15 protein-coding genes and 2 pseudogenes are annotated in these 21932 nt (G+C 59.6%); 6 read left to right on the top strand and 11 right to left on the bottom strand.

What is annotated here, in order from left to right; translation table 11 throughout:
• Positions 1-94: 94 nt before the first annotated feature.
• Both ACIO0C_RS22455 and ACIO0C_RS22450 read left to right on the top strand, forming a co-directional pair.
• On the top strand, positions 95-1282 hold the full coding sequence (locus tag ACIO0C_RS22455; RefSeq protein ID WP_401315314.1) for a pyridoxal phosphate-dependent aminotransferase: 1188 nt from the start codon (positions 95-97) through the stop codon (positions 1280-1282).
• A 293-nt stretch (positions 1283-1575) separates the two neighbouring features.
• On the top strand, positions 1576-3642 hold the full coding sequence (locus tag ACIO0C_RS22450) for a hypothetical protein (RefSeq protein ID WP_401315313.1): 2067 nt from the start codon (positions 1576-1578) through the stop codon (positions 3640-3642).
• A 178-nt stretch (positions 3643-3820) separates the two neighbouring features.
• Here ACIO0C_RS22450 and ACIO0C_RS22445 read toward each other — a convergent pair.
• The 8 genes and pseudogenes from ACIO0C_RS22445 to ACIO0C_RS22410 form a co-directional block, all read right to left on the bottom strand.
• Positions 3821-5218: pseudogene (locus tag ACIO0C_RS22445) on the bottom strand (fimbria/pilus outer membrane usher protein); the annotation flags it as partial.
• A gap of 221 nt (positions 5219-5439) precedes the next feature.
• On the bottom strand, positions 5440-6132 hold the full coding sequence (locus ACIO0C_RS22440; protein WP_401315311.1) for a response regulator: 693 nt from the start codon (positions 6130-6132) through the stop codon (positions 5440-5442).
• 116 nt (positions 6133-6248) lie between these two features.
• The gene (locus ACIO0C_RS22435) at positions 6249-6533 is read right to left on the bottom strand and encodes a helix-turn-helix transcriptional regulator (RefSeq protein ID WP_401315310.1); all 285 of its coding nucleotides are present in this window, start codon (positions 6531-6533) and stop codon (positions 6249-6251) included.
• A gap of 236 nt (positions 6534-6769) precedes the next feature.
• Positions 6770-7768, bottom strand: coding sequence for a 2-hydroxyacid dehydrogenase (locus ACIO0C_RS22430; protein ID WP_401315308.1), 999 nt, complete (start codon positions 7766-7768; stop codon positions 6770-6772).
• Between the two features lie 21 nt (positions 7769-7789).
• Positions 7790-9088 carry an MFS transporter gene (locus tag ACIO0C_RS22425; protein ID WP_401315306.1) on the bottom strand — a complete coding sequence of 433 codons (1299 nt, stop codon included), beginning with the start codon at positions 9086-9088 and terminating at the stop codon, positions 7790-7792.
• 94 nt (positions 9089-9182) lie between these two features.
• Positions 9183-10169 carry a sugar kinase gene (locus ACIO0C_RS22420; RefSeq protein WP_401315304.1) on the bottom strand — a complete coding sequence of 329 codons (987 nt, stop codon included), beginning with the start codon at positions 10167-10169 and terminating at the stop codon, positions 9183-9185.
• Positions 10162-10944, bottom strand: coding sequence for a sugar phosphate isomerase/epimerase family protein (locus ACIO0C_RS22415; protein ID WP_401315302.1), 783 nt, complete (start codon positions 10942-10944; stop codon positions 10162-10164). Before ACIO0C_RS22415 ends, ACIO0C_RS22420 begins: the two co-directional genes overlap by 8 nt.
• 167 nt (positions 10945-11111) lie before the next feature.
• Positions 11112-12137 (bottom strand): LacI family DNA-binding transcriptional regulator, encoded by a 1026-nt coding sequence (locus ACIO0C_RS22410; protein ID WP_401315301.1) that lies wholly within the window; start codon positions 12135-12137, stop codon positions 11112-11114.
• 236 nt (positions 12138-12373) lie between these two features.
• Here ACIO0C_RS22410 and ACIO0C_RS22405 point away from each other — a divergent pair, with 236 nt between their 5' ends.
• Positions 12374-14650, top strand: a complete 2277-nt coding sequence (locus tag ACIO0C_RS22405) for a fibronectin type III domain-containing protein (RefSeq protein WP_401315299.1) — start codon at positions 12374-12376, stop codon at positions 14648-14650.
• Positions 14651-14782: 132 nt separating this feature from the next.
• Here the strand turns inward: ACIO0C_RS22405 and ACIO0C_RS22400 are convergent.
• The 3 genes and pseudogenes from ACIO0C_RS22400 to ACIO0C_RS22390 all read right to left on the bottom strand — a co-directional run.
• Positions 14783-14869: pseudogene (locus tag ACIO0C_RS22400) on the bottom strand (DUF1345 domain-containing protein); the annotation flags it as partial.
• Between the two features lie 125 nt (positions 14870-14994).
• Positions 14995-18093, bottom strand: coding sequence for a multidrug efflux RND transporter permease subunit (locus tag ACIO0C_RS22395; protein WP_401315297.1), 3099 nt, complete (start codon positions 18091-18093; stop codon positions 14995-14997).
• A gap of 15 nt (positions 18094-18108) precedes the next feature.
• A complete protein-coding gene (locus tag ACIO0C_RS22390) occupies positions 18109-19266 on the bottom strand; it encodes an efflux RND transporter periplasmic adaptor subunit (protein WP_401315296.1) in 1158 nt (385 codons plus the stop codon).
• A 293-nt stretch (positions 19267-19559) separates the two neighbouring features.
• Here ACIO0C_RS22390 and ACIO0C_RS22385 point away from each other — a divergent pair, with 293 nt between their 5' ends.
• From ACIO0C_RS22385 to ACIO0C_RS22375, 3 genes are all read left to right on the top strand, one after another.
• Positions 19560-20261, top strand: coding sequence for a response regulator (locus tag ACIO0C_RS22385; protein WP_401315294.1), 702 nt, complete (start codon positions 19560-19562; stop codon positions 20259-20261).
• 4 nt (positions 20262-20265) lie between these two features.
• Positions 20266-21564, top strand: a complete 1299-nt coding sequence (locus ACIO0C_RS22380; protein WP_401315293.1) for an ATP-binding protein — start codon at positions 20266-20268, stop codon at positions 21562-21564.
• A 111-nt stretch (positions 21565-21675) separates the two neighbouring features.
• Positions 21676-21930 (top strand): hypothetical protein, encoded by a 255-nt coding sequence (locus ACIO0C_RS22375; RefSeq protein WP_401315291.1) that lies wholly within the window; start codon positions 21676-21678, stop codon positions 21928-21930.
• Positions 21931-21932 lie beyond the last annotated feature (2 nt).

The raw sequence follows: 21932 nt of genomic DNA, 5'->3' as shown, positions 1-21932 counted from the left end.
GTGCTGTTTAAGGTGTGATTTGAACGCAACGCTGGCGCGTTTCGGGAATTCAGATAGGGTTGAGGCATTGGAGACCGCGCGACAGGAGAACCACATGCGCTATTCAGCCTTGACCCAACGAATCGCCGGTGACGGAGCGGCGGCCTGGCAGATTCACGATCGAGCGCTGGAGCTGCGCGAGCAGGGCGTCGATGTCCTGTTGCTGTCGATCGGCGATCCGGATTTCGACACGCCTCAACCCATCGTCCGTGCAGCCATTGACAGTCTATTGGCCGGCGATACCCACTATCCGGCGGTACGCGGCAGTCCAGGTTTGTGCGACAGCATTGCCAGGCGCCACCGACAGCGCAGTGGCCACGCGGTGAGTGCCGAACACGTGATCGTGTTTCCGGGGGCGCAGTGCGCGGTGTATTCGGTCGCACAATGCCTGCTCGATCCGGGGGACGAGGTCATCGTCGCCGAACCGATGTACGTGACCTACGAAGGCGTGTTTGGCGCCTGCGGGGCTAAAGTCGTTCCGGTTCCGGTGCGGCCACAGAATGGCTTTCGGGTCGATCCGGCTGACGTGGCGACACGCATCACGCCCAACACGCGCGCGATTTTACTCAACAGCCCCAACAACCCCTCCGGCGCCAGTTTGTCGCTGTCGATCTGGCAGCAACTGGCGTCGCTGTGTGTCCGTCACGACCTGTGGCTGATCAGCGATGAGGTCTACAGCGAGCTGTTGTACGAGGGCGAACACATCAGCCCGGCGAGCTTGCCGGGCATGGCCGAACGCACCGCGACAATCAATAGCCTGTCCAAATCCCACGCCATGAGCGGCTGGCGGGTGGGTTGGGTGATCGGGCCGACAGCCTTGTGCGAACACCTGGTGAATTTGTCGTTGAGCATGTTGTTCGGCATTCCGGAGTTCATTCAGAACGCCGCGCAACTGGCGTTGGATCAGGACCTGCCGGAAGTGACGTTGATGCGCGAGGAATATCGCCAGAGGCGCGACCTGGTGTGCGCGAGCCTGAATCATTGCCCCGGCATTCGGGCGGTGCGTCCGGACGGTGGCATGTTCGTGATGGTCGACGTGCGCCAGACCGGGTTGTCTGCCCAGCACTTCGCCGAGCGCCTGCTGGAAGGATATGGCGTGTCGGTACTGGCGGGCGAAGCTTTCGGACCGAGTGCGGCGGGGCATATTCGGTTGGGGCTGGTGGTGAGTCAGCAGAAGCTGGCGGACGCCTGCCGCAGGATCGCTCTGTGTGCGGCGCAGCTGCTGGAGGCCCGGCGCGCCTGATATCCATGCGTCATGAATCAGCCTGGCTGGCAGTCAGATTCGCGGATCAGCCAGGCAGCAGCCCCCGCATTCCCGAGCAACCGAAGGTGGTTTTTCAGCCCTCTGCGGGCGGCCTGTATGGATTCCCACCTGTCAACTCTGACAGTTTCGCTTTTTTCTTGCCACGCGTTTAATCAGCCCAGCGATAGTTTGGTTGCTGCGTGAGGGTTGATCGGTACCCGCCAGTCCAGACTTGCGCGCGGTTTATTGACCATGGCGCCCCATGGCACGAATGCGTGACTGGAGAAAAGCAAATGGCAAACACACAGACCCAAATCGAACGAGAGCAGGCTAACGCTACCTATCTGAAAATGCGCAGCGATTACCGCGCAATGCGTGTTGAGAAACCTATCGTGTTCGACGCCGCAGATTTCGTCGATTCAGGGAAAACCATCCTGCACGGTCCCAGATTGACCGCCAACCAGAAATTGTCGATAGGTATTCCAAGGTGGGATATTACTCCGCCAGTGGATGTGGTGGACACCGTTACGCTGATGCTGGACATTGGGGATGGTCGAGGCTTTGTAGATGTGCTCGACCATGATTTCACGATTCCCCCCGGAGAGACCGATTATCCGGAAGATTTCGACTTCATCATGGAAATCCCCCTCCAACTCCTGCCGCGAGACGCAGTATGTCAACTGCAGTACCGCATCTTTTACTTCAACAGAGAAACCGAATACAGCCCGATCGCCTCATTCCGCTGCGATCAGATCAAACCCTACAATGGCGAACCGCCAGCGGCCCTGACGCTTGCCAATCCGCTGCTCGATGACACCAGCCTGGCACCCGGCTCGAAGCTCAACGTCACTATTGCACCCGGATACGGGGGCACTGGGCCCAACTATGATTGGAACGCCGGGGATATCATTGCCATTTATCTGGTCGATGCTGCAGACATCCCAGATGATCCATCACACCTGACGCCGCTTCATGTGGGCTTGATTGCAGACCCAGGAACGACGGGTACGGTGGTGGAACTGGATGGAGACACCCTCCGCGCCTTTGGCGATACGGAGGGGGTGTTTATCTATGTGTTGAGAGACACGGCGCTCAACGACAGTGCAGTCTCCCTATGGACAAAAGTCAGCCTTACCTTCGGTGAGTTGCCCAGCGGTTTGCTCCCTCCTACGGTGCCACAAGCCAATCCAACGTTGCTGCTCGAGCATGCCCGGGACGGGGTGAGCGTCTGGTTCAAGCGTTATACAGGCTACAAGCCCGGAGACAGTCTGGAGTTGACTTGGGGCAGTAGGATTGCAAGGCAGAACTTTCCGATTCCCGATAACGGCGCAGAGGATATTGAAATTCCGGTGACGCCCGCTCAAGTCATGTTGATGGAGTACGGGCAAGCTACCACGGGGGCAAAATCAACTGCAGTCAGCTATAAAGTCCTTTGCAAGGGGCGGCCATTCGGCCCACAGACCACCTCCATCCAGGTCAATTTTGAAGTGGCCATACCCTGGCTGCCCTGGCCTCCTGTGGTTGACTGGCCAGTACCGGTTCAACCTGACCTGCTGGCAGGCACGGTAAAGAATCACGACAACACCAAGACCAATTTGCTGGAGCGGGACGATAAAAACGAAAAAGCAACGTTCACCTTCAAATGGCACGCCAATGCGGTCAATGGGTTTGTCGTCAATTTCGAGTGGAATGGCAACCGCGTTGATGCCGCAAAACTGAGGTTTGACGATACGCCGCCTCCGGGCCCCGGCCATGCGCCAGGATCAGATGTTACCGTTGAGATCCCCTGGATAAATATCAGGGCGGGGGGGAACGGGCCAGCAATCCCCGTGCAGTATTGGTTGTCGCATCCTCCGACAATACCCAACGAACTGCCTTCCGTGATCACGCCGGTAAACGTCAATGCAATTGCAGTGGAGCTGCCTCAAGCGAGCTTCCCAAAAGTCACTGGCCATTACCCGGGTTGCAGCGCTCTGGAGGCTAACGGTGACCTGCTGGTTAAAATACCTGACCTTAGCGGCGTACTGGAAGATGGTGACATCATTCGAGTGGTGTTCACTCCCATGACTGGAGAGTTCCTGACGGATCCGGAAGCGCCTATCGCAGCAGCCATCATGACCAAGAGTTTCACCCTGGGTTCAGCTGACGTCCCCCTGACCGGTTTCGAATTCCCGGTTACACCCTACGCGACACACATCAAGCCGCTTTACGATCAAACCGCAGCGACCAATAGACGAGGGCGCATGAAACTTCAGTATTTCTTCAATGACGGTACTGAAGATATCGGGTCAGCGGAACTCACCATCATCACGGCATTTCACAGTGGCGCGAACGAGTGCCCGATTACACCACGCAGGTAATGCTGTCCCGGGAGGAACGCGGGTGCCTTGTGCCTGCGTTTCTCTCGGCTCACCAACGCTGGGCCTTCGTAACGTGGTGTTGATCATGCCAGGAATTTTCCCATGGATCGCAGGATAAGTCCTACATCCTCTTCGGAGAAGAGTGGCTAGGATCGCCGCCTTTTAGCGTTTATCCCGGGCGTCTAACGGTGCGAGCCGGGAAGGTAGCCTTGACCACTGCGCCACGCCGCGGAACAAGCAGGGCAGTGCCGTTATCGATCTCCACTTCGGGTCCCAGCTGATCGGTTTGCAGCACCACCTGATTAAGCCGGTATGGCCGTAGATAGGGCACAAGCGCATAGCCCTGTTCATTGGTTTTCACGCCTGTAGCATTCAACACGCCGACGCCAGCGATGTCCGGAACCTCCACCAGTGCCGCCGTTTCACCCAGGTAGGGGCCCACTTCGATTCCGTCCGCGTGCAACAGCACTGCGCCGCTGGCATTGAGTGAGAGGGTGCGATAGTCGTTGCCTTGGGTGAGACCGGCGCCGACGCTGCCAAAAGGGGCCTGATAGCCCAGCGAGAGTGCGGCCGATTGTTGACGACCATCATCGTTGCTCAGGGAGGCGCGGTAATTGAGGCGGTTTTCATCGGCACTGCCGCCCAGGCTTGCCCGCTGGTTGTAGCGCTCACCGACTTTCTGGAAGTCGAAGGTCGCGTTGGTGGAGTGCCCGAAGTCCAGGGGAAGGCTCACGCTCAGGCCGATCTGCCGGTCATGGTCGCGGGTTTTGCTCAATGATTGTGAGGCATACAGGTTGTAGTTCACCCCCTGGTGGTAGGTGTTGACGTTGAACTGGAACTGGCGTTGCACATCATTACGTTGCCAGTAGTCCTGCTGGGACCAGGTCAGGCTCAGGGAGCTGCTCGTGCCGATCTTCTGAAAGATCGATGCCTCCAGTCGGCTGCGTCGGCTGCCGTACCAGGTAGAACTGTGGCTGCGCTGTCGCACCGCCTCATCGAAGTCCCGATAGCCCTCGGTGGAATAACGGTAGCCGGCGAAACGCAGGTTGGTGTTGGAGGCAAAGGATTTGCCGTATTTGAGGGCATAACTCATGCCCTGGACATTTTGCGAATCCAGGGTGTCGATGTCAGCGCTGGAGTGAGTGAGGTCAAAGGCCAGGGCGCCGAATGAGCCCAGGTCCCGGGACATGCCCACCGTACCTGCCCGGTAGAAATCACTGGCCATCAGGCCGCCATACAGGGTTGAGTTCCACACCGTGCCCATGGCCAGGGTACCCTGCCAGAGTAGTGGATCATCGAGATCGTCGGCGCCGTTGTAGCGACCCACTGCACTGCTGTATCGCCAGACACCTTCGCGCAGCAGATTGCTCAGGGTCGAATAGGACTGGGTAAACCGGCGGACCTGACCGTCAGCTTCGGTGAGAACGACTTCCAGCTCGCCACTGCTTCCGACGGTACTCAGGTCATCGATCTCGTAAGGGCCTGGGCTGACGTAGGTGGAGTAGATCGGATAGCCGCTCTGCAGAATCTCGAGCTTGGCGCGGGTTTGCGCAACACCACGGATGATGGGCGCATACCGCAATTGGACAAAAGATCAGATGCATAAACGTAACCAGGAGAACGCTAGAAACTGGGATCGTCGCGCAGGCATAAAACATTACTTGGGGGATGGGAACTCCTAAGTAACTCGTAAATGCGTGTGGAATCTGGGGGGGGCACATAGCTTGTCACCCTCCAGTTTTTGGGTCATGTCATAGATGATCTATTGAATGTGGTACGGCTCGTCGAGATTGAGTCTCATCCCAACCCACTCACCCGCGCAAACTCCACCAACCCACTGTCATGGCCAAGTCCCAACTTGTCCATGGCCGTGCGTTTTTGTCGGCTGATGGTTTTTTCGCTGCGGTTCAAATGCGCAGCGATTTGCCTGCCGGACAACCCCTGGACAAACAGTCGTACGACTTCCAGTTCACGCTCAGACAGCACGACTCTGGGCGGCGCTTCGGCCTGACGCGGCTGGTTTTGTTCATCCAGCGTTCGGGCAAAGGTCGGGCTGATATAACGCCGGCCGCGGGCCACTGTGTGCAGCGCCTGGTTCAATTCATTCAGTGCACCCTGTTTGTCAAACAGACCGCAGACGCCTTTGTTCAGCAAGGCCTGGAGCAAGGTCGGATTGCGCATCATGGTCATGACGATCAAGTGCACATGACCAAAGTGCCGTCTCAGGTAGCTCATCAATGCCAGCCCATCGGGAAAACGCCCATAGGGCATCGAGTAGTCGCAGACCAGCATGTCGCATGGAACATGCTGCAATTGCCGGATCAGTTCATCGGCGTCCTGGGCTTCGGCCACCACGCAAAAGGGCGAAGGGGTTGGCGAGGTCAGGGCCATTCTGGCGCCCATCAGCACCACTGGATGGTCATCGGCAAGGATGATGCGTGGGCGTCGATCTCCACCTGTGGCGACAACACCGGTGCGATGCGAGCGCATCGCAGCAGGCATTGGCGTGGGTGGTGAAGGAGCGGTTGCGGGGGGCGTATGTCCCGGGTTCATGCAGTGTCTCTATTCAGGCTGATGGGTTGCCGTACGCCACGGCCAGCCCCGGTTCAAGGCAAATAAATCAAGCCTTGTTCCAGCGCCTTGACCACTGCAGTCCAGCGCGAACTCACGCCGAACTTTCGGCGGATGTTGCAAAAGTGGTAGTTCACACCGGCTTCGGTACAGCGCACGATCCGGCCGATCTCCCAGGAAGACTTGCCGCGCGCGCTCCACTGCAGGACTTCTTTTTCCCTGGCTGTAAGCGTGATCGCGCTGGGTTGTTCGGGCTCCTGTGGCTGGAAACTGACCTGGGCTGGCACTGACCGGACTGAGGTTGAGTTGATACGGTACATAACGGGCGCTCCCATTTATCATCAATGATGGCGTGGGCACGGCAGAATCTTCCTACTTCTATAAAGGCGAGGTTCATGCGGCCTGCCTACAGGCACCTGAATCAGGGCTGTAGGCTTGGTCCAGTTATATCGCGAATCAACGGCCTTGGAACCTGTCACAAATTACAGGTAGGCGACTTTAGCGAGAAAATATTGATAAGGCTGTCAGCCATCACAACTCTGTATGTAGGATTTTTCTACGTGCACATCGTGGCACGGCGTCGATCCCACACCTCCCCATTCACCACATTCAACGGCCGCTCACCAGCCAGTGCCGCCAACAGATTGTCCACTGCACACCTGGCCATGGCCTCTCGGGTCTCATGAGTGGCGGAACCGATATGCGGCGTTGCCACCACATTGTTCAGTTGCAGCAGCGGTGAGTCATGCTCCAGCGGTTCGCGTTCGAACACATCCAGCCCCGCCGCACGAATTTGTCCTTGGCGCAGGGCCTCGATCAGCGCTGCTTCATCGACCACCTTGCCCCGGGAAATGTTGATGAAGATGCTTTCCGGGCGCATCAGCGCAAACTCCCGGGCGCCGATCAGGCCTTCGGTCTCGGCAGTCAATGGCAAGGTCAGGCAGATGAAATCCGCCTGCTCCAGCAACTGCGGCAGGCTGCGGTGTTGCGCATTGAAGCGCTTGTGCACCGCAGGTTTCACCGAGTGGCTGTGATAAATGACCGGCATGCCGAAGCCGAAATGCCCCCGTTGGGCGAGCGCTTCGCCAATCCGTCCCATGCCGATGATGCCGAGGGTTTTGCCATGCACGTCGCTGCCGAAATGCATTGGCCCGATGTTTTGCTTCCATTGCCCGGTGCGCACCAGGTTGGCCAGTTCCACCACCCGCCGGGCCGTGGCCAGAATCAACGCAAAACCGGTGTCTGCGGTGGTTTCGGTCAATACGTCAGGGGTGTTGCTCAGCAGAATGTTGCGCTGGCTCAGGTAGTCGACATCATAGTTGTCGATGCCCACCGAGACGCTCGCGACGGCCTCGAGGTTGGGCGCCAGATCGAGGAGTTCGGCATCCAGCCGCAAGCTTGCACCCAACAGACCCTGGGCGCTGGGCAAGGCGTCGCGAAGGCGTGTCAGGCCGTCGCTGTCGAGTTTGTCGATCAGCGTCACCTCGGCTTGTGCATGTAACCGAGCCATCAACCCGGGCGAGAGTTTTTTGTAGAGGACGACGTGTTTTTTCATCGTATTCACCTTTGGTTCAATTCAGGAATGGGCTACCACGGGACGTCCAGGCGCGACCTTGGGCAGTCCTCGATCACTGGCCCCTGGCTTTAAGAAAATGGTCAGCGCCACCGACAGCAGCAACGCGCCACTCATCAATAGATAGGACGCACCAGGTGAGCCGGTGGAGCTGTTGAGGTAACCCACCAGATAAGATCCGCCGAACGAACCCAGCGCCCCCATGCTGTTGATCAGCGCCATGGCACCGCCGGCGACGTTGGCCGGGAGGATTTCCGGGATGATCGCGAAGAACGGCCCGTAAGGTGCGTACATGCAGGCGCCGGCAATCACCAGCAAGGTGTAGGACCACCAGAAATGTTCGGCGCCCAGGGCGTAGGAGCCATAGAACGCGAACGAGGCGATCAGCAGCGGCGGCCAGACGAAGCGTTTGCGCTTTTGCAGTTTGTCCGAACCCCAGGACACCAGCAGCATGCCGATGACGGCGGCCAGGTACGGCAGCGCCGACAGCCAGCCGGCTTCGATCATGTCCATTTGCGCACCGGCCTTGAGGATCGATGGCAGCCACAGCACGAAGCCGTAGACGCCGATGCTCCAGCAGAAAAACTGCAAGGCCAGGATGATGACTTTCGGCGAGCGGAACGCTTCGGCGTAGTTCTTCACCGCCTTGATACCGACCTGCTCAGCGGCCAGGGCGCTTTCCAGGTCCTGCTTTTCCTGGTCGCTGAGCCATTTGGCCTGGGACGGACGATCATCGGCCAGACGCCACCAGATGAAGGCCCAGAGCACCGCCGGCAGACCTTCGACGATGAACATCCAGCGCCAGCTGTAATGCTGCACCAGATACCCCGAGACCACCGACATCCACAGCATGGTCACCGGGTTGCCGAGGATCAGGAAAGTGTTGGCCCGCGAGCGCTCGGCGCGGGTGAACCAGTGGCACAGGTAGATGAGCATCGCCGGCATCACCGCGGCCTCGACCACGCCGAGCATGAAGCGGATGACGATCAACCAATAGGCATTGGAGACAATCCCGGTCAGGGTGGCCAGGCTGCCCCAGAGGATCAGGCTGACGAAAATCAGCTTCTTCACACTGTGTTTCTGGGCATAGATCGCCCCCGGCACCTGGAAGAAAAAGTAGCCGAGGAAGAACAGCGCGCCGAGCATCGACGACAGGCCTGGAGTGATCATCAAGTCCGCCGCCATGCCGGAGGCGGCGGCGAACCCGTAGTTGGCGCGATCCAGATACGCCAGGCTGTAGGTGATGAACACGATGGGCATGATGTACCACCAGCGGCGGGTGGCGAGGGTTGCGGTTTTCATGGTGATGCTCCTGAGCTTGTTGTTTTTGTCGCAGCAGGTAACGGTTCTAAATCTTCAGTGACTGTGCTGGCCTCTTCGCGGGCAAGCCGCGCTCCTACAGGGCCTGCGCTAGACCTGTAGGAGCGAGCTTGCTCGCGAAGGCGGCCTCGAACTCTGCGGACATCTCGGCACGGGTCGGCAACCCCTCCATATCCCCACGGCTCTGCACCGCCCGGCTGCCAATCCAGTTGGCGCGCTTCACGGCATCGGCAAAGCTGTGGTTCTCGAGCAGGGCGCTGATCATGCCGACGGCAAAGCCATCACCGGCGCCGACGGTATCGACCACGGTTTTCACCGGCACGCCGTCGACAAAACCGGCATCCAGGTGCGTGCGGTAGTAAGCGCCATGCGGGCCGAGTTTGATCGCCACGGCCTCGGCGCCCTGGTCGAGGTAAAACTGGGCGATGTCGGCCGGGTCTTCGAAGCCGGTGAGCAAGCGCCCCTCACTCAGCCCCGGCAAGACCCAATGGGCGAGGGCGGCCAGGCGGTTGATTTCGCTGATCATCTGTTGCTCGCTGGCCCACAGGCTGGGGCGCAGGTTCGGATCGAACGACACGCTGCGCCCGGCCTCGCGCATGCGGGTCATCAATTCGAATGACATCTGCCGTGCGGTTTGCGACAGGGCTGGAGGAATGCCGGTGGCGTGCAGGTGCCGGGCCTTGAGCAATTGGGGCACGATCGAGTGCGGCGACAGGTGGCTGGCCGCCGAGCCGCGGCGGAAGTACTCGACGGCGGGGTCGCTGCCATCCTCGGTGCGGGACTTGAGCTGGAAACCCGTGGGATGGGCAGGGTCTATGTCGACGTGGCGGCAATCCAGACCCTCCTTTTCCAGCGTGTCGATGACAAACCGGCCCAGGGAGTCGGCACCCACCCGACTCAACCAGGCCACCTTGAACCCGAGCCGCGACAAGCCGATGGCGACATTGTTGTCGGCCCCGGCAATGCGCTTGTGGAAAGCGCTGACACTGGACAGATCGCCGGCCTGTTCGGCGACGAACATCGCCATGGTTTCGCCGAACGACAGAATATCGATCTCAGACATGGGCGTTCTCCCGCTGCGATTGGCCCAGGTGGGCGAGGGCGGCGACGTGTTCGCGGGTCAACTGCACCAGGTCATCGCCTTGCAACGGATACTCCGCCGCGCGCATGACGCCATCGGTCATGTGCCGCAGCAGCTCTTCCCACTGTTGCAAGTCGCTGGCGGCGGGCGGGATGGCGACCAGTTTGCCGTCGGCGCGACGGGTCACCGCTTTGCAGTGCACATAACCCACATGGCGTCCGAGCAATCGCGCGGCGCTGGCGGGCGACTGGTCCTGCCAGTGCCAGTTGCCGATGTCGAAGGTCATCTTGATCGGCAGGTTGTGCTGCTCGACTTCATCGAAAAAACGCTGGAAAGGTTCGATGCGACCGCCGTGCAAGGTCTGGTCGTTTTCCACCAGCAACTGCACGGCACTTTCGCTCAATACCCGGGCGAGGGTTTGCAGATCGTTGTTGTCGGTGAAATAGCCCAGCGACACTTTCAGCCATCTGGCGCCAAAAGCCTGGGCCCGTTGCAGGGCGGCAATCAATTCAGGGTTGGGTTTGGATTGACCGGCCAGCCACAGCTCCATGGGTGAGGAATACACGCTTTGCAGTCCTTCGGCGTGCGTCGCTTCGGCCAGTTGCGCAGGATTTTCATGGGTCAGCAATTCTTCGCGCCATTCGATGCGCGTGGCGCCGGCGACGGCCAGGATTTCGATGAAGCTGGCTTGACCGCGTTGGCGGACAAGGTCGGCACCGTAGCTGGACAGGCTGATGGAAACGGCGGGTTTGTTCATTGTTTTTTTACCTCTGAAACCGGTTTCATTTTTGTTGAAAAAAAGGGTGATCTTTAGGACCCCATCGCTGGCAAGCCAGCTCCCACACGGTTTTGTGTCGTACAAAAATTGTGTGTACACCCGGGATCCCTGTGGGAGCGAGCTTGCTCGCGATGGGGCCGGAACATTCACCGAAGATTCCCAAGGGTCGACCCCCGCACAATCAACCGGGCTGAAAAATCCAGCGTCCGGACCGGACCGTCATCCCCACGCAAACGCCTGAGCAAACACTCGAACGCGCTGGCGCCCATCTCGGTGGTCGGCTGTGCGAGGGCGGTAATGCCACTGCCCACCAACGGGTACCAATCCAGGTCGTCCAGGGCAATCAGGCCCACGTCCTCGAACAGGTTGCAGCCAAGCTCTCGCAATGAATGGGTGCTGGCCAACGCCGCAATCCCGTTCGCGCAAAACAACGCTTTGAGGCCGGGGCCAGGTGTGTCGAGGAAAGTTTTCAGATTCGCCGCCAGCGCGCTGCCGGTTTCTGTAATTGCCCCGCGAAGTGCGGGTCGCTGCTCGATCCGCGCCTTGAAGCTGCTGACCCGTTCGATCCGCGAACTGGTGCCGTCAAAAGGCTCGGTCACCAGCATCACGTCGCGGTACCCGCGTTCTTCAAGATGGGCGAGGGCCATGTCGACGGCTGCCGGATTGTCCAGCCCGACCATGTCGCTCTCGAGGTGCTCGACCTTGCGATCCACCAGCACCAGGGGCATCTCGCGATGCAGCTCAAGCAACTCGTCGCGGTGATGGCCGAGGGTATTCACGATCAGGCCTTCGATGTTGTAGGAGCGCAGCAGGGCCAGGTGCTGGCGTTCCTGTTCGTCATCGCGGTCGGTGTTGCACACCACCAGGCTGTAGCCATGTTGACGGCAGGCGGTTTCTACCCCGTGCATCACGGCAATCGAATAGGGGTTGCGGATGTCGGCCACCAGCATGCCGATCAGGCGCGTGCGCCCGCGTTTCAGGCCGCGGGCCATCTGGTTCGGGCGGTAGCCCAGTTCGGCAATGGCCTGTTCGATGCGTTGGGCGATGGCATCGGAGAGCAGGGCGCGGTCTTCGCCGATGAATCGCGACACGCTGGCCTTGGAAACCTTGGCGTGTTCAGCGACATCAAGCATGGTCACGCGGCTGCGTTGAGCGGCGGAAAAACTGTTCACGGGAACAACCTTGTTATTGGATTTATTGGGAGGCAGCGGCTGTGAGATTTCGCTGAAACCGGTTTCATGAAGCACCAGAAACCAATGGGCCGTCAAGGGGGTGATGAAAAAATTGCAGGCAGTCGACAGCGTTAGCACAGATAAAGGAAAGCGCCACTAACTGTTCTGCTAGTGGCGCTCCATACGCTCGTGGACTCTATTAGGTGACGTAAAACAACTATCCTGAGGGGAAAACCATGGAGTACACATCTACAGTACTCGAATGCCCTGAGGCCAATGATGGCGTACTTGACTGTCGCGATCGCTTAACTGCCGTTTCGATAAAGATTGAGTCTCGACCAGAGCTTGCATTAGGGGAGAATGCCACTTTGAACTGCAGCGGGATATTGGTGGATGGCTCAGTGTCCCGATTGAAACTGCGCGAGGCGCAGCCTCTGAATGATTCATCGCACAACGGTGATTTGCGGTTTGAAATCCCTCTGCACTATTTGAATGATTTAAGTGATAATTCGAAGTTGCATCTGACATTGCTGATTGACGATGTGCAGGCTATTGGTTCGGCAGTATTCAATGTGTTGACACTGATGCGGCCGTCTGAAGTATTGACTCCTCTATCACCCCTGCCTTTGTATTTTGATAGTCATACACCAACGTCCTTTAGAGTGATCTCCATGTATAACTACCCCTACATAAAATTTGAAGTAGAATATGGGCGGGACGATGATTGGCCGAACCTGATTGGTGAGTTCGAATCAGTTAGCAAAGCATATACTATTACAGGGCTACAACCTCAAACCCGATATTTTGTCAATGTTCGCGTGAAGATCAATGGTGAAGACGACGTAAATTTTCGGGAGGCCACTACCGAAACCCAGCGAGCCTGGGAGTTGCCCGATGCACCTACCGGTCTCAGTGCTCGACCGGCGAGTTATACAGTGGGATTGACCTGGAAAGAATCGGCGCTTGCGCAAGGATATCGTGTGAGTTACGGCTTGCATCCCGCTGGTCCGGTGATCGACACAGTACCCTTCCTGACTCCGGGCGCTACTATTAGTGGATTGAGGTCCAATACTGCCTACTATTTTGATCTACGGGCGTATAACGCTGCTGGCGATTCTGGGGCGGTGAGCACAACTGCAACAACGTTGCAGGTTCCAGCCCCTCCGGCCAATGTGAGCGCAACGCCGGCGATCCTGACGATGGATCTGACATGGTCCCCCTCCACAGGGGCTAATAGTTATATTGTGCAGCATGGGCTCGAGCCCGGCGGCGCCCCTCAAGCCGTAACGGTGTATTCCACGAGTTATCAGTTAACAGGCTTGAGTAAAAATACGCTCTATTATGTATTGGTCAGTGCAGTCAATGAAAACGGTGCATCCTTGCCGACTCGCATTACACAAAAGACCCTGGATGGGCCGCCCATACCTCCGCGTCCTGGCGCCATCGGTAGTATTCTTATCACGGTTGACTCCCTTCATGTCGTTTGGACGGGAGATACGAGTAACGATTTCGAAGTTGTCTATGGCCTCGACGATAAATATCCTGAATTTATTGATAAGGTAACGACCAGGCAAAACTATCGTATTTTGAAGACTTTGCCTCCGGATACGATGATTTTCATTGAGGTTCGTGCTTTTAATGCCAGTGGATACTCCGATCCATCAAAAACCAGTTTAAGGACGAAGTTTTTCAACACACCCCACAGCCTCACCTTGGGTGAAGTCACTGACGAATCGGCCGCCTGGAGCTGGAGCGCTGGTGCCGATTATTCGAGTGAAGTCCGATATGAGGTATACCTCGGTGACCGGTATCTGGACACGGTAGAGGACACCCACTATCTAGCCAGGGGATTAACTGAAAATACCGAGTACCTGTTCAAGGTTCGCGCCAAAGGGGGGGGTGATTATTTCTCGAATTATGAGACGGGCAGCTTTTTAACCAAGCCATACAGGGGAATTCGAATTTGCGCTCCAGATAATCTGAAAGGTCGTCGTAATAGCTCAACCACCGCCTTGTTGAGTTGGGATGAGCCCTATGCTGGCTGCCATTTGTGCCCGGACGTTATTGGCTATCAAATTACTGGCGAAGGTATCGAGCCGCTAAATGTGATTGGGCCCCCGTGTGAGGTGAAAGGGTTGAACGCCGAGCGGGAGTATCGATTGACGGTCCGCGCGAAGGCGGGAGGCAATAATATGTCGCAACCACTTCAAGTACTGATTGGCAGGCGTCCAGGTAGCCCCGGCGGACTTCAAGCGGGGAGCATCACCCAGACGTCTGCGCGATTGACCTGGTCGGCACCAGGTACCCAAGTCCCTGTCTTTGACTATCTAATTGACTGCGACGGTGAACTGATCGCTTCCATTCGTGGGCTGGAGTATCAGCTCACTGATCTGGAAGCGGGGCGCTCCTATGTTGTGGGGGGCAGGGCCCGGACGGCGGCAAGCAATGTTTCCGATCCGGTTGTGAAGACTTTCCAAACTCAAGAAGCGGGCGATGTAACGCCTCCCAGTTAACCGGGTAACCCTGTGGTCAGCAACATCTCGAGCACGGGTGCGACACTGATGTGGACTCAATCCACGGACGATGTGGCTGTGCACTTTCTCAAGCCAGTCTTGCTGCCACAGACCCGTTATCTAGTGAGGATTACTTCCTGTGGGGGCCAGGATGCCTGCCGCGACGCCGAGGGTGGTGGCCGCGGAAAGGCGAGGGTGGGTGTGGGTGAGGTAGGGCATGGAAGCTCGCTGAGTCAGTGCGTTGAAAGCACCTTAGCCTAACGCCGTCAGGTGCAACCACAATCGCGGATCGATCACATCCATTGTGGGAGCGAGCCGGCTCCCACATGGGTTTGTGGCGTCGGTTATCGATCTTTATGGCGCTTGCGCACCAGCTTCATCACCACTACAAAAAATACCGGCACGAACAGCACGGCCAGGGTTGCGGTGATCATTCCGCCGATCACCCCGGTGCCGATGGCTTGCTGGCTTGCCGAGCTTGCGCCGGTGGCAATCGCCAACGGCACCACGCCGAGGATGAACGCCAGCGAGGTCATGACGATCGGCCGCAATCGCAGGCGCGCCGCTTGCAGGGTGGCGTCGATCAGGTCGTGGCCTTCGTCGTACAGGCTCTTGGCGAACTCGATGATCAGGATCGCATTTTTTGCCGACAGGCCGATGATGGTGATCAGCCCGACCTTGAAGAACACATCATTGGGCATCCCGCGCAACGTCACGGCCAATACCGCGCCGAGCACGCCAAGCGGCACCACCAGCAGCACCGAAGTGGGGATCGACCAGCTTTCGTAAAGCGCCGCCAGGCACAGGAACACGATCAGCAACGACAATCCCAACAGGATCGGCGCCTGGCTGCCGGACAGCCTTTCCTGCAAGGACAGGCCGGTCCATTCCTGACCCAATCCGACCGGGCCCAACGCCACCAGGCGTTCGATTTCGGCCATGGCTTCGCCCGTGCTGTGCCCCGGTTTCGGCTCGCCGGAAATGCTGATCGCCGGGTAGCCGTTGTAGCGGGTTAGCTGCGCGGGGCCCTGGGTCCATTTGGCCTGGACGAAGGCGGATAACGGCACCATTTTCCCAGCGTTGTTGCGCACGTGCATTTTCAGCAGGTCGGCCACCTGGCTGCGCTGGTCGCCTTCGGCCTGGACCACGACCCTCTGCATCCGCCCCTGGTTGGGGAAGTCGTTGACGTAGGTCGAGCCGACGGCGGTCGACAGCACGTTGCTGATCTCGGCGAACGACACGCCCAAGGCGTTGGCCTGCTTGCGGTCGACGATCAATTGCGCCTGCGGTGCTTCGGCCAGGGCGCTTTCGCGCACGTTCATCAGGATCGGGCTTTTCTCTGCCGCCTCAAGCAATTCGGTACGTGCCTGCATCAGCGTGGCATGGCCGAGGCCGCCGCGATCCTGCAGGCGAAACTCGAAGCCGCTGGAGGTGCCCAGGCCGTCCACCGGAGGGGGCAGCACCGAGAACGCCACGGCATCCTTGATCTGGCTCAGGGCGATGTTGGCACGGTCGGCAATCGAGCTGGCCGAATCGTCGCTGCCACGCTCGGACCAGTCTTTGAGCGTGGTAAAGGCCAGCGCTGCGTTCTGGCCGCTGCCGGAGAAACTGAAGCCGAGGATCACCGTGCTGTCGCCAACCCCCGGCTCCTTGGCGTTATGCGCCTCGATCTGCTCGACCACTGCCACCGTGCGGTTCTTGCTTGCACCCGGCGGCAGTTGCACGTCGGTGATGGTGTAGCCCTGGTCTTCCACCGGCAGGAACGAGGAGGGCAGGCGAGCGAAGCAAATCCCCAGGCCGATCAGCAGCGCGCCATAGATCAACAGGTAGCGCCCCGTGCGCTTGAGCGCATAGGCGACCCAGGATTGATAACGCCCGGTCAGTCGTTCAAAGCTGCGATTGAACCAGCCGAAGAAACCGCGTTTTTCATGATGCTCGCCCTTGGCGATCGGCTTGAGCAAGGTCGCACACAGGGCCGGGGTCAAGGTCAGGGCGAGGAATGCCGAGAACAGGATCGAGGTGGCCATCGACAGGGAAAACTGCCGGTAGATCACCCCGACCGAGCCCTGCATGAACGCCATGGGAATGAACACCGCCACCAGCACCAGGGTAATGCCGATGATCGCCCCGGTGATCTGCTGCATCGCCTTGCGCGTTGCCTCCTTGGGCGACAAACCTTCGGTGACCATGATCCGCTCGACGTTTTCCACCACGACGATCGCGTCATCCACCAGGATGCCGATCGCCAGGACCATGCCGAACATCGTCAATACGTTGATCGAGAAACCCAACGCCAACATGGTGGCAAAGGTACCCATCAGTGCGACCGGCACCACCAGGGTCGGTATCAGCGTGTAGCGGATGTTCTGCAGGAACAGGAACATCACCGCGAACACCAGCACCATGGCTTCGACCAGGGTGTAGACCACCTTGGTGATCGAGACCTTGACGAAGGGGGAGGTGTCGTACGGAATCTTGTATTCGACGCCGGCCGGGAAATAACGCGCCAGCTCATCCATCTTCGCCCGCACCAGGGTCGCAGTGTTCAGGGCGTTGGCGCTCGGCGCCAGTTGCACGCTGACAGCGGTCGAGGGTTTACCGTTCAGGCGCGTGCCGAACTGGTATTCCTGGCTGCCGATTTCCACCCGCGCCACATCGGCGATGCGCACGGTGGAGCCGTCGGGATTGGCCTTGAGCACGATGTCGGCGAATTCTTCCGGGGTCGACAGTTGGCCCTTGACCAGAATGGTCGCGGTCATTTCCTGGGTGCCGCGGGTCGGCAGGTCGCCGATGCTGCCGGCCGAGACCTGGGCGTTCTGCGCGGCGATGGCGGCGTTGACGTCAGCCGGCGTCAGGTTGAAACCGATCAGCTTGCGCGGGTCGATCCAGATGCGCATGGCACGTTCGGCGCCGTACAGCTGGGCTTTGCCGACGCCGTCGAGGCGCTTGATCTCGTTCATCACGTTGCGCGCCAGGTAATCGCTGAGCGCGGTCTCGTCGAGCTTGCCGTCACTGGACGTCAGGGTGATCAGCAGCAGGAAACCGGAGGAGACTTTCTCCACCTGCAAGCCTTGCTGGTTAACCGCCTGGGGCAGGCGTGACTCCACGACTTTCAGGCGGTTCTGCACATCGACCTGGGCCAGTTCCGGGTTGGTGCCCGGCTGGAAAGTCGCCTTGATCGTCGCGCTGCCCAGGCTGCTCTGGGACTCGAAATACAACAGGTTGTCAGCGCCGTTGAGCTCTTCCTCGATCAGGCTGACCACGCTTTCGTCGATGGTCTGCGCCGAGGCACCGGGGTACACGGCATAGATTTCCACCTGCGGCGGCGCCACGTTGGGGTATTGCGCCACCGGCAACTGGGGGATGGCCAGGGCGCCGGCCAGCAGGATGAACAGGGCGACCACCCAGGCAAACACCGGGCGATCGATAAAGAACTGCGGCATAAACAAGCGTCCTGCTTACTGGCCAGAAACCTGGGCAAGGGGAAGAGGGGTGTCGTCGACCTGCACTTTTTCGCCGGGGCGGGCATGTTGCAGGCCTTCGATGACGATGCGATCGCCCGGTTTCAGCCCGCCGGTGACGACCCAACGGTCGTTCTGCACCGGCCCCAGTTCGACCGGCTGCTGGCTGACGCGCTGCTCTGCGTCGAGCAGCAACACCTGGGCGATGCCGGCGCTGTCACGCTGGATGGCCCGTTGCGGCACGCTGATGCCTTGCTGGTTGACCGCTTGCTCCAGGCGTACGCGCACGAAGCTGCCAGGCAGCAAATCGAGGTCCGGGTTGGGGAACTCACTGCGCAGGATGACCTGGCCGGTACCCGGGTCGACAGTGATGTCGGTGAACAGCAGCTTGCCGGGTAACGGGTAGAGGCTGCCGTCGTCCTCGATCAGGGTGGCCCTGGCCTGTCCCTGACCCACTTGCTGCAACTGGCCGGAGCGCAAGGCCCGGCGCAGGTCGTTGAGTTCGCGGGTCGACTGGTTCAGGTCGGCGTGGATCGGATCGAGTTGTTGAATCAGCGCCAGGGGCGTGGTCTCGTTCTGCCCGACCAGCGCGCCTTCGGTGACCAGCGCGCGGCCGATGCGTCCGGAAATCGGCGCGGTGACGGTGGCGTAACCCAGGTTCAACCGGGCGCGTTCAACCGCCGCCTTGCTGGCGGCCACGTCGGCAGCGGTTTGCCGTGCATTGGCCCGGGCGTTGTCATAGTCCTGGCCGCTGATGGCCTTGTCATCGATCAACTGGGCGTAACGCTGCTCTTGCAGTTTGGCCTGGAACGCGTTGGCCTCGGCTTTGCGCAGTACCGCCTCGGCGCTGTCCAGATCTGCCTTGAACGGCGCCGGGTCGATACGGAACAGTACCTCGCCCTTTTTCACGTCACTGCCTTCGCGAAAGGCCCGTTGCAGCACCACGCCTGCGACCCGGGCGCGCACTTCGGCCATGCGCGGGGCGGCAATGCGCCCGGTCAATTCGCTGTTGATCGACAGCGCTCGGGTTTCGACGGTTTCGATGCGAACGCTGGCCAGTGGCGGCTGCTCTTCGGCGATCGAGGACTTGTCGCACGCGCCCAGCGCCAACGCCAGTGCTATCAGGCTGAGCCTGGCAAGCGGATTCTTTGACATGAATGACCCCAATAGTGACCCCCAGCATCCTACTGGGCGACGGCGATGGTAGCGGTGAAGCTTTGTTGGTGCTGTGTGAAATTGTGTAAGGGTTTTGCTCAGGTGTGTGTGAGGACGTATATCCTGCAAGTCTTGAATTCTATTGCGACTGTCAGGCCGCCTTCGCGGGCAAGCCCGCTCCCACAGTGGCCCATGGTGTTCACAATATCTGTGTTCACATCAGATCCCTGTGGGAGCGGGCTTGCCCGCGAAGAGGCCGGACCAGTCACCCTCGCCTCTGCTGGAAAACACCCATGCCCAACATCCTCCTGGTCGAAGACGACACCGCACTTGCCGAGCTGATCGCCAGCTACCTGGAACGCAACGGTTACTCCGTCAACGTGATCACTCGCGGCGATCAGGTGCGCGAGCGTGCACGGCTCACGCCACCGGACCTGGTGATACTCGACTTGATGCTGCCCGGCCTCGATGGCCTGCAAGTCTGCCGTTTGCTGCGCGCCGACTCGGCGACCTTGCCGATCCTCATGCTCACCGCTCGCGACGACAGCCACGATCAGGTGCTGGGCCTGGAAATGGGCGCCGACGATTACGTCACCAAACCCTGCGAACCCCGGGTGCTGCTGGCCCGGGTGCGCACCCTGCTGCGGCGCAGCAGCCTCGCCGAGCCATTGGCGGCCAATGACCGCATCCTCATCGGCAACCTGTGCGTCGACCTGTCCGAGCGCACGGTGACCTGGCGCGGTCAACCGTTGGAGATGTCCAGCGGCGAGTACAACCTGTTGGTGGTGCTGGCCCGGCATGCCGGTGAAGTGTTGAGCCGCGACCAGATCCTGCAACGCCTGCGCGGCATCGAGTTCAACGGTACCGACCGCTCGGTGGACGTGGCCATCTCCAAGTTGCGGCGCAAATTCGACGACAATGCCGGCGAGGCCCGCAAGATCAAGACCGTGTGGGGCAAGGGTTACCTGTTCAGCCGATCCGAGTGGGAATGCTGAAGAGATGTTCAAAATCCTCTTTCGTCTGTACCTGGTGACCATCGTTTCGTTCAGCGCCGCGATCTACCTGGTACCGGACCTGGTGATCAAGGTCTTCCACGAGCGTTTCCTCACCTACACCCTCGATTATTCCAGGGGGCTGCAAAACCTCATGGTCAAGCAGTTCAAAGCCGTCCCGGTCGAGCAATGGCCGGCCCTGGCGGCGGAAATGGACAAGGAGTTCCATCCGCTGCGCATCGTGCTCAGCGCTAACGACGATGCCGGGTTTTCCCTCGAAGAACAGCAGCGCCTGCAACGCGGCGAAAACGTCGTGCGCATCGGCGACTGGGGCTGGCGCACCCTGGCGGTGGCATCGCTGGACGAGCACACGGTGGTGCAAATGGTCGTGCCGCCGGACCCGATGGACGTCAGCCTGTTGTACTGGAGCATCAACGTGCTGATCGGCGCGACCATGCTCGCCTGCCTGTTGCTGTGGCTGCGCCCGCACTGGCGTGACCTGGAGCGTCTCAAAAGCGCGGCGGAACGCTTCGGCAAGGGGCACTTGGGCGAGCGTACGCAGATTGCCGCCAGCTCCAACATCGGCAGCCTGGCCAACGTCTTCGACACCATGGCCGGCGACATCGAAAACCTGCTGAATCAGCAGCGGGAGCTGCTCAACGCGGTGTCCCACGAATTGCGCACGCCATTGACCCGCCTGGATTTTGGCCTGGCCCTGGCCCTTTCCGATGATTTACCCGCCACCAGCCGCGAGCGCTTGCAAGGGCTGGTCGATCACATTCGTGAACTCGACGAGCTGGTGCTGGAATTGCTTTCCTACAGCCGCCTGCAAAACCCCGCACGACTGCCCGAACCCATCGAGGTGTCGCTGGATGAATTCATCGACAGCATCCTGGGCAGCGTCGATGAGGAACAATCGCCGGACATCGTCATCGACGTGTTATTGCACGGCCAGCTCGAGCGCTTCAGCCTCGACCCGCGGCTGACCGCCCGTGCCCTGCAGAACCTGCTGCGCAACGCCATGCGCTACTGCGAAAAACGCATTCAGGTCGGCGTACAGGTGTGTGCCAAAGGCTGTGAGATCTGGGTGGACGACGACGGAATCGGCATCCCGGATGACGAGCGCGAGCGGATTTTCGAGCCGTTCTATCGGCTCGATCGCAGCCGGGACCGGGCGACTGGCGGGTTTGGCCTGGGGCTGGCGATCAGCCGTCGGGCGCTAGAGGCCCAGGGTGGGACGTTGACCGTGCAAGCGTCGCCGTTGGGCGGGGCGCGGTTTTGGTTGTGGTTGCCGGCAACGGCTTGAAACCGCGTCACACCTGTCAAACCTGACAGTAGCCAGGCCCGGCAATTTGGCGCTTCATGGTCCCATCGCAGTCAAGTTGTCGCGCCGAACACCAATGACTGGGGGCGGGTGATGCAAGCAGCCACGAGAACAAGAACCGGCAATGGCACGATCAATGCCATCAGGAAAGTCTGGATCGACGCAACGTCGACCCAGTTCGCCATGGTCCTGCCTGATGAAGGCGGTTCCCGGCTGGCCATTCGGATTGGACTTAATCTCACGGCAGACGGCGGCGACTGTTTTAAAGTGGGCGACAGGGTGCAATACGCCTTGCTGACTGGGCCGGCCGGGGGGCTTGCGCGAGCGCAGGATCTGGTGAAGTTTTGAAC

Origin of the sequence: Pseudomonas sp. NPDC087336 (genome assembly GCF_044744285.1) — a bacterium.
GTDB lineage: Bacteria > Pseudomonadota > Gammaproteobacteria > Pseudomonadales > Pseudomonadaceae > Aquipseudomonas.
The sequence above is the reverse complement of the archived record's forward strand: the minus strand, read 5'-3'. Positions and strand labels throughout refer to the sequence as shown.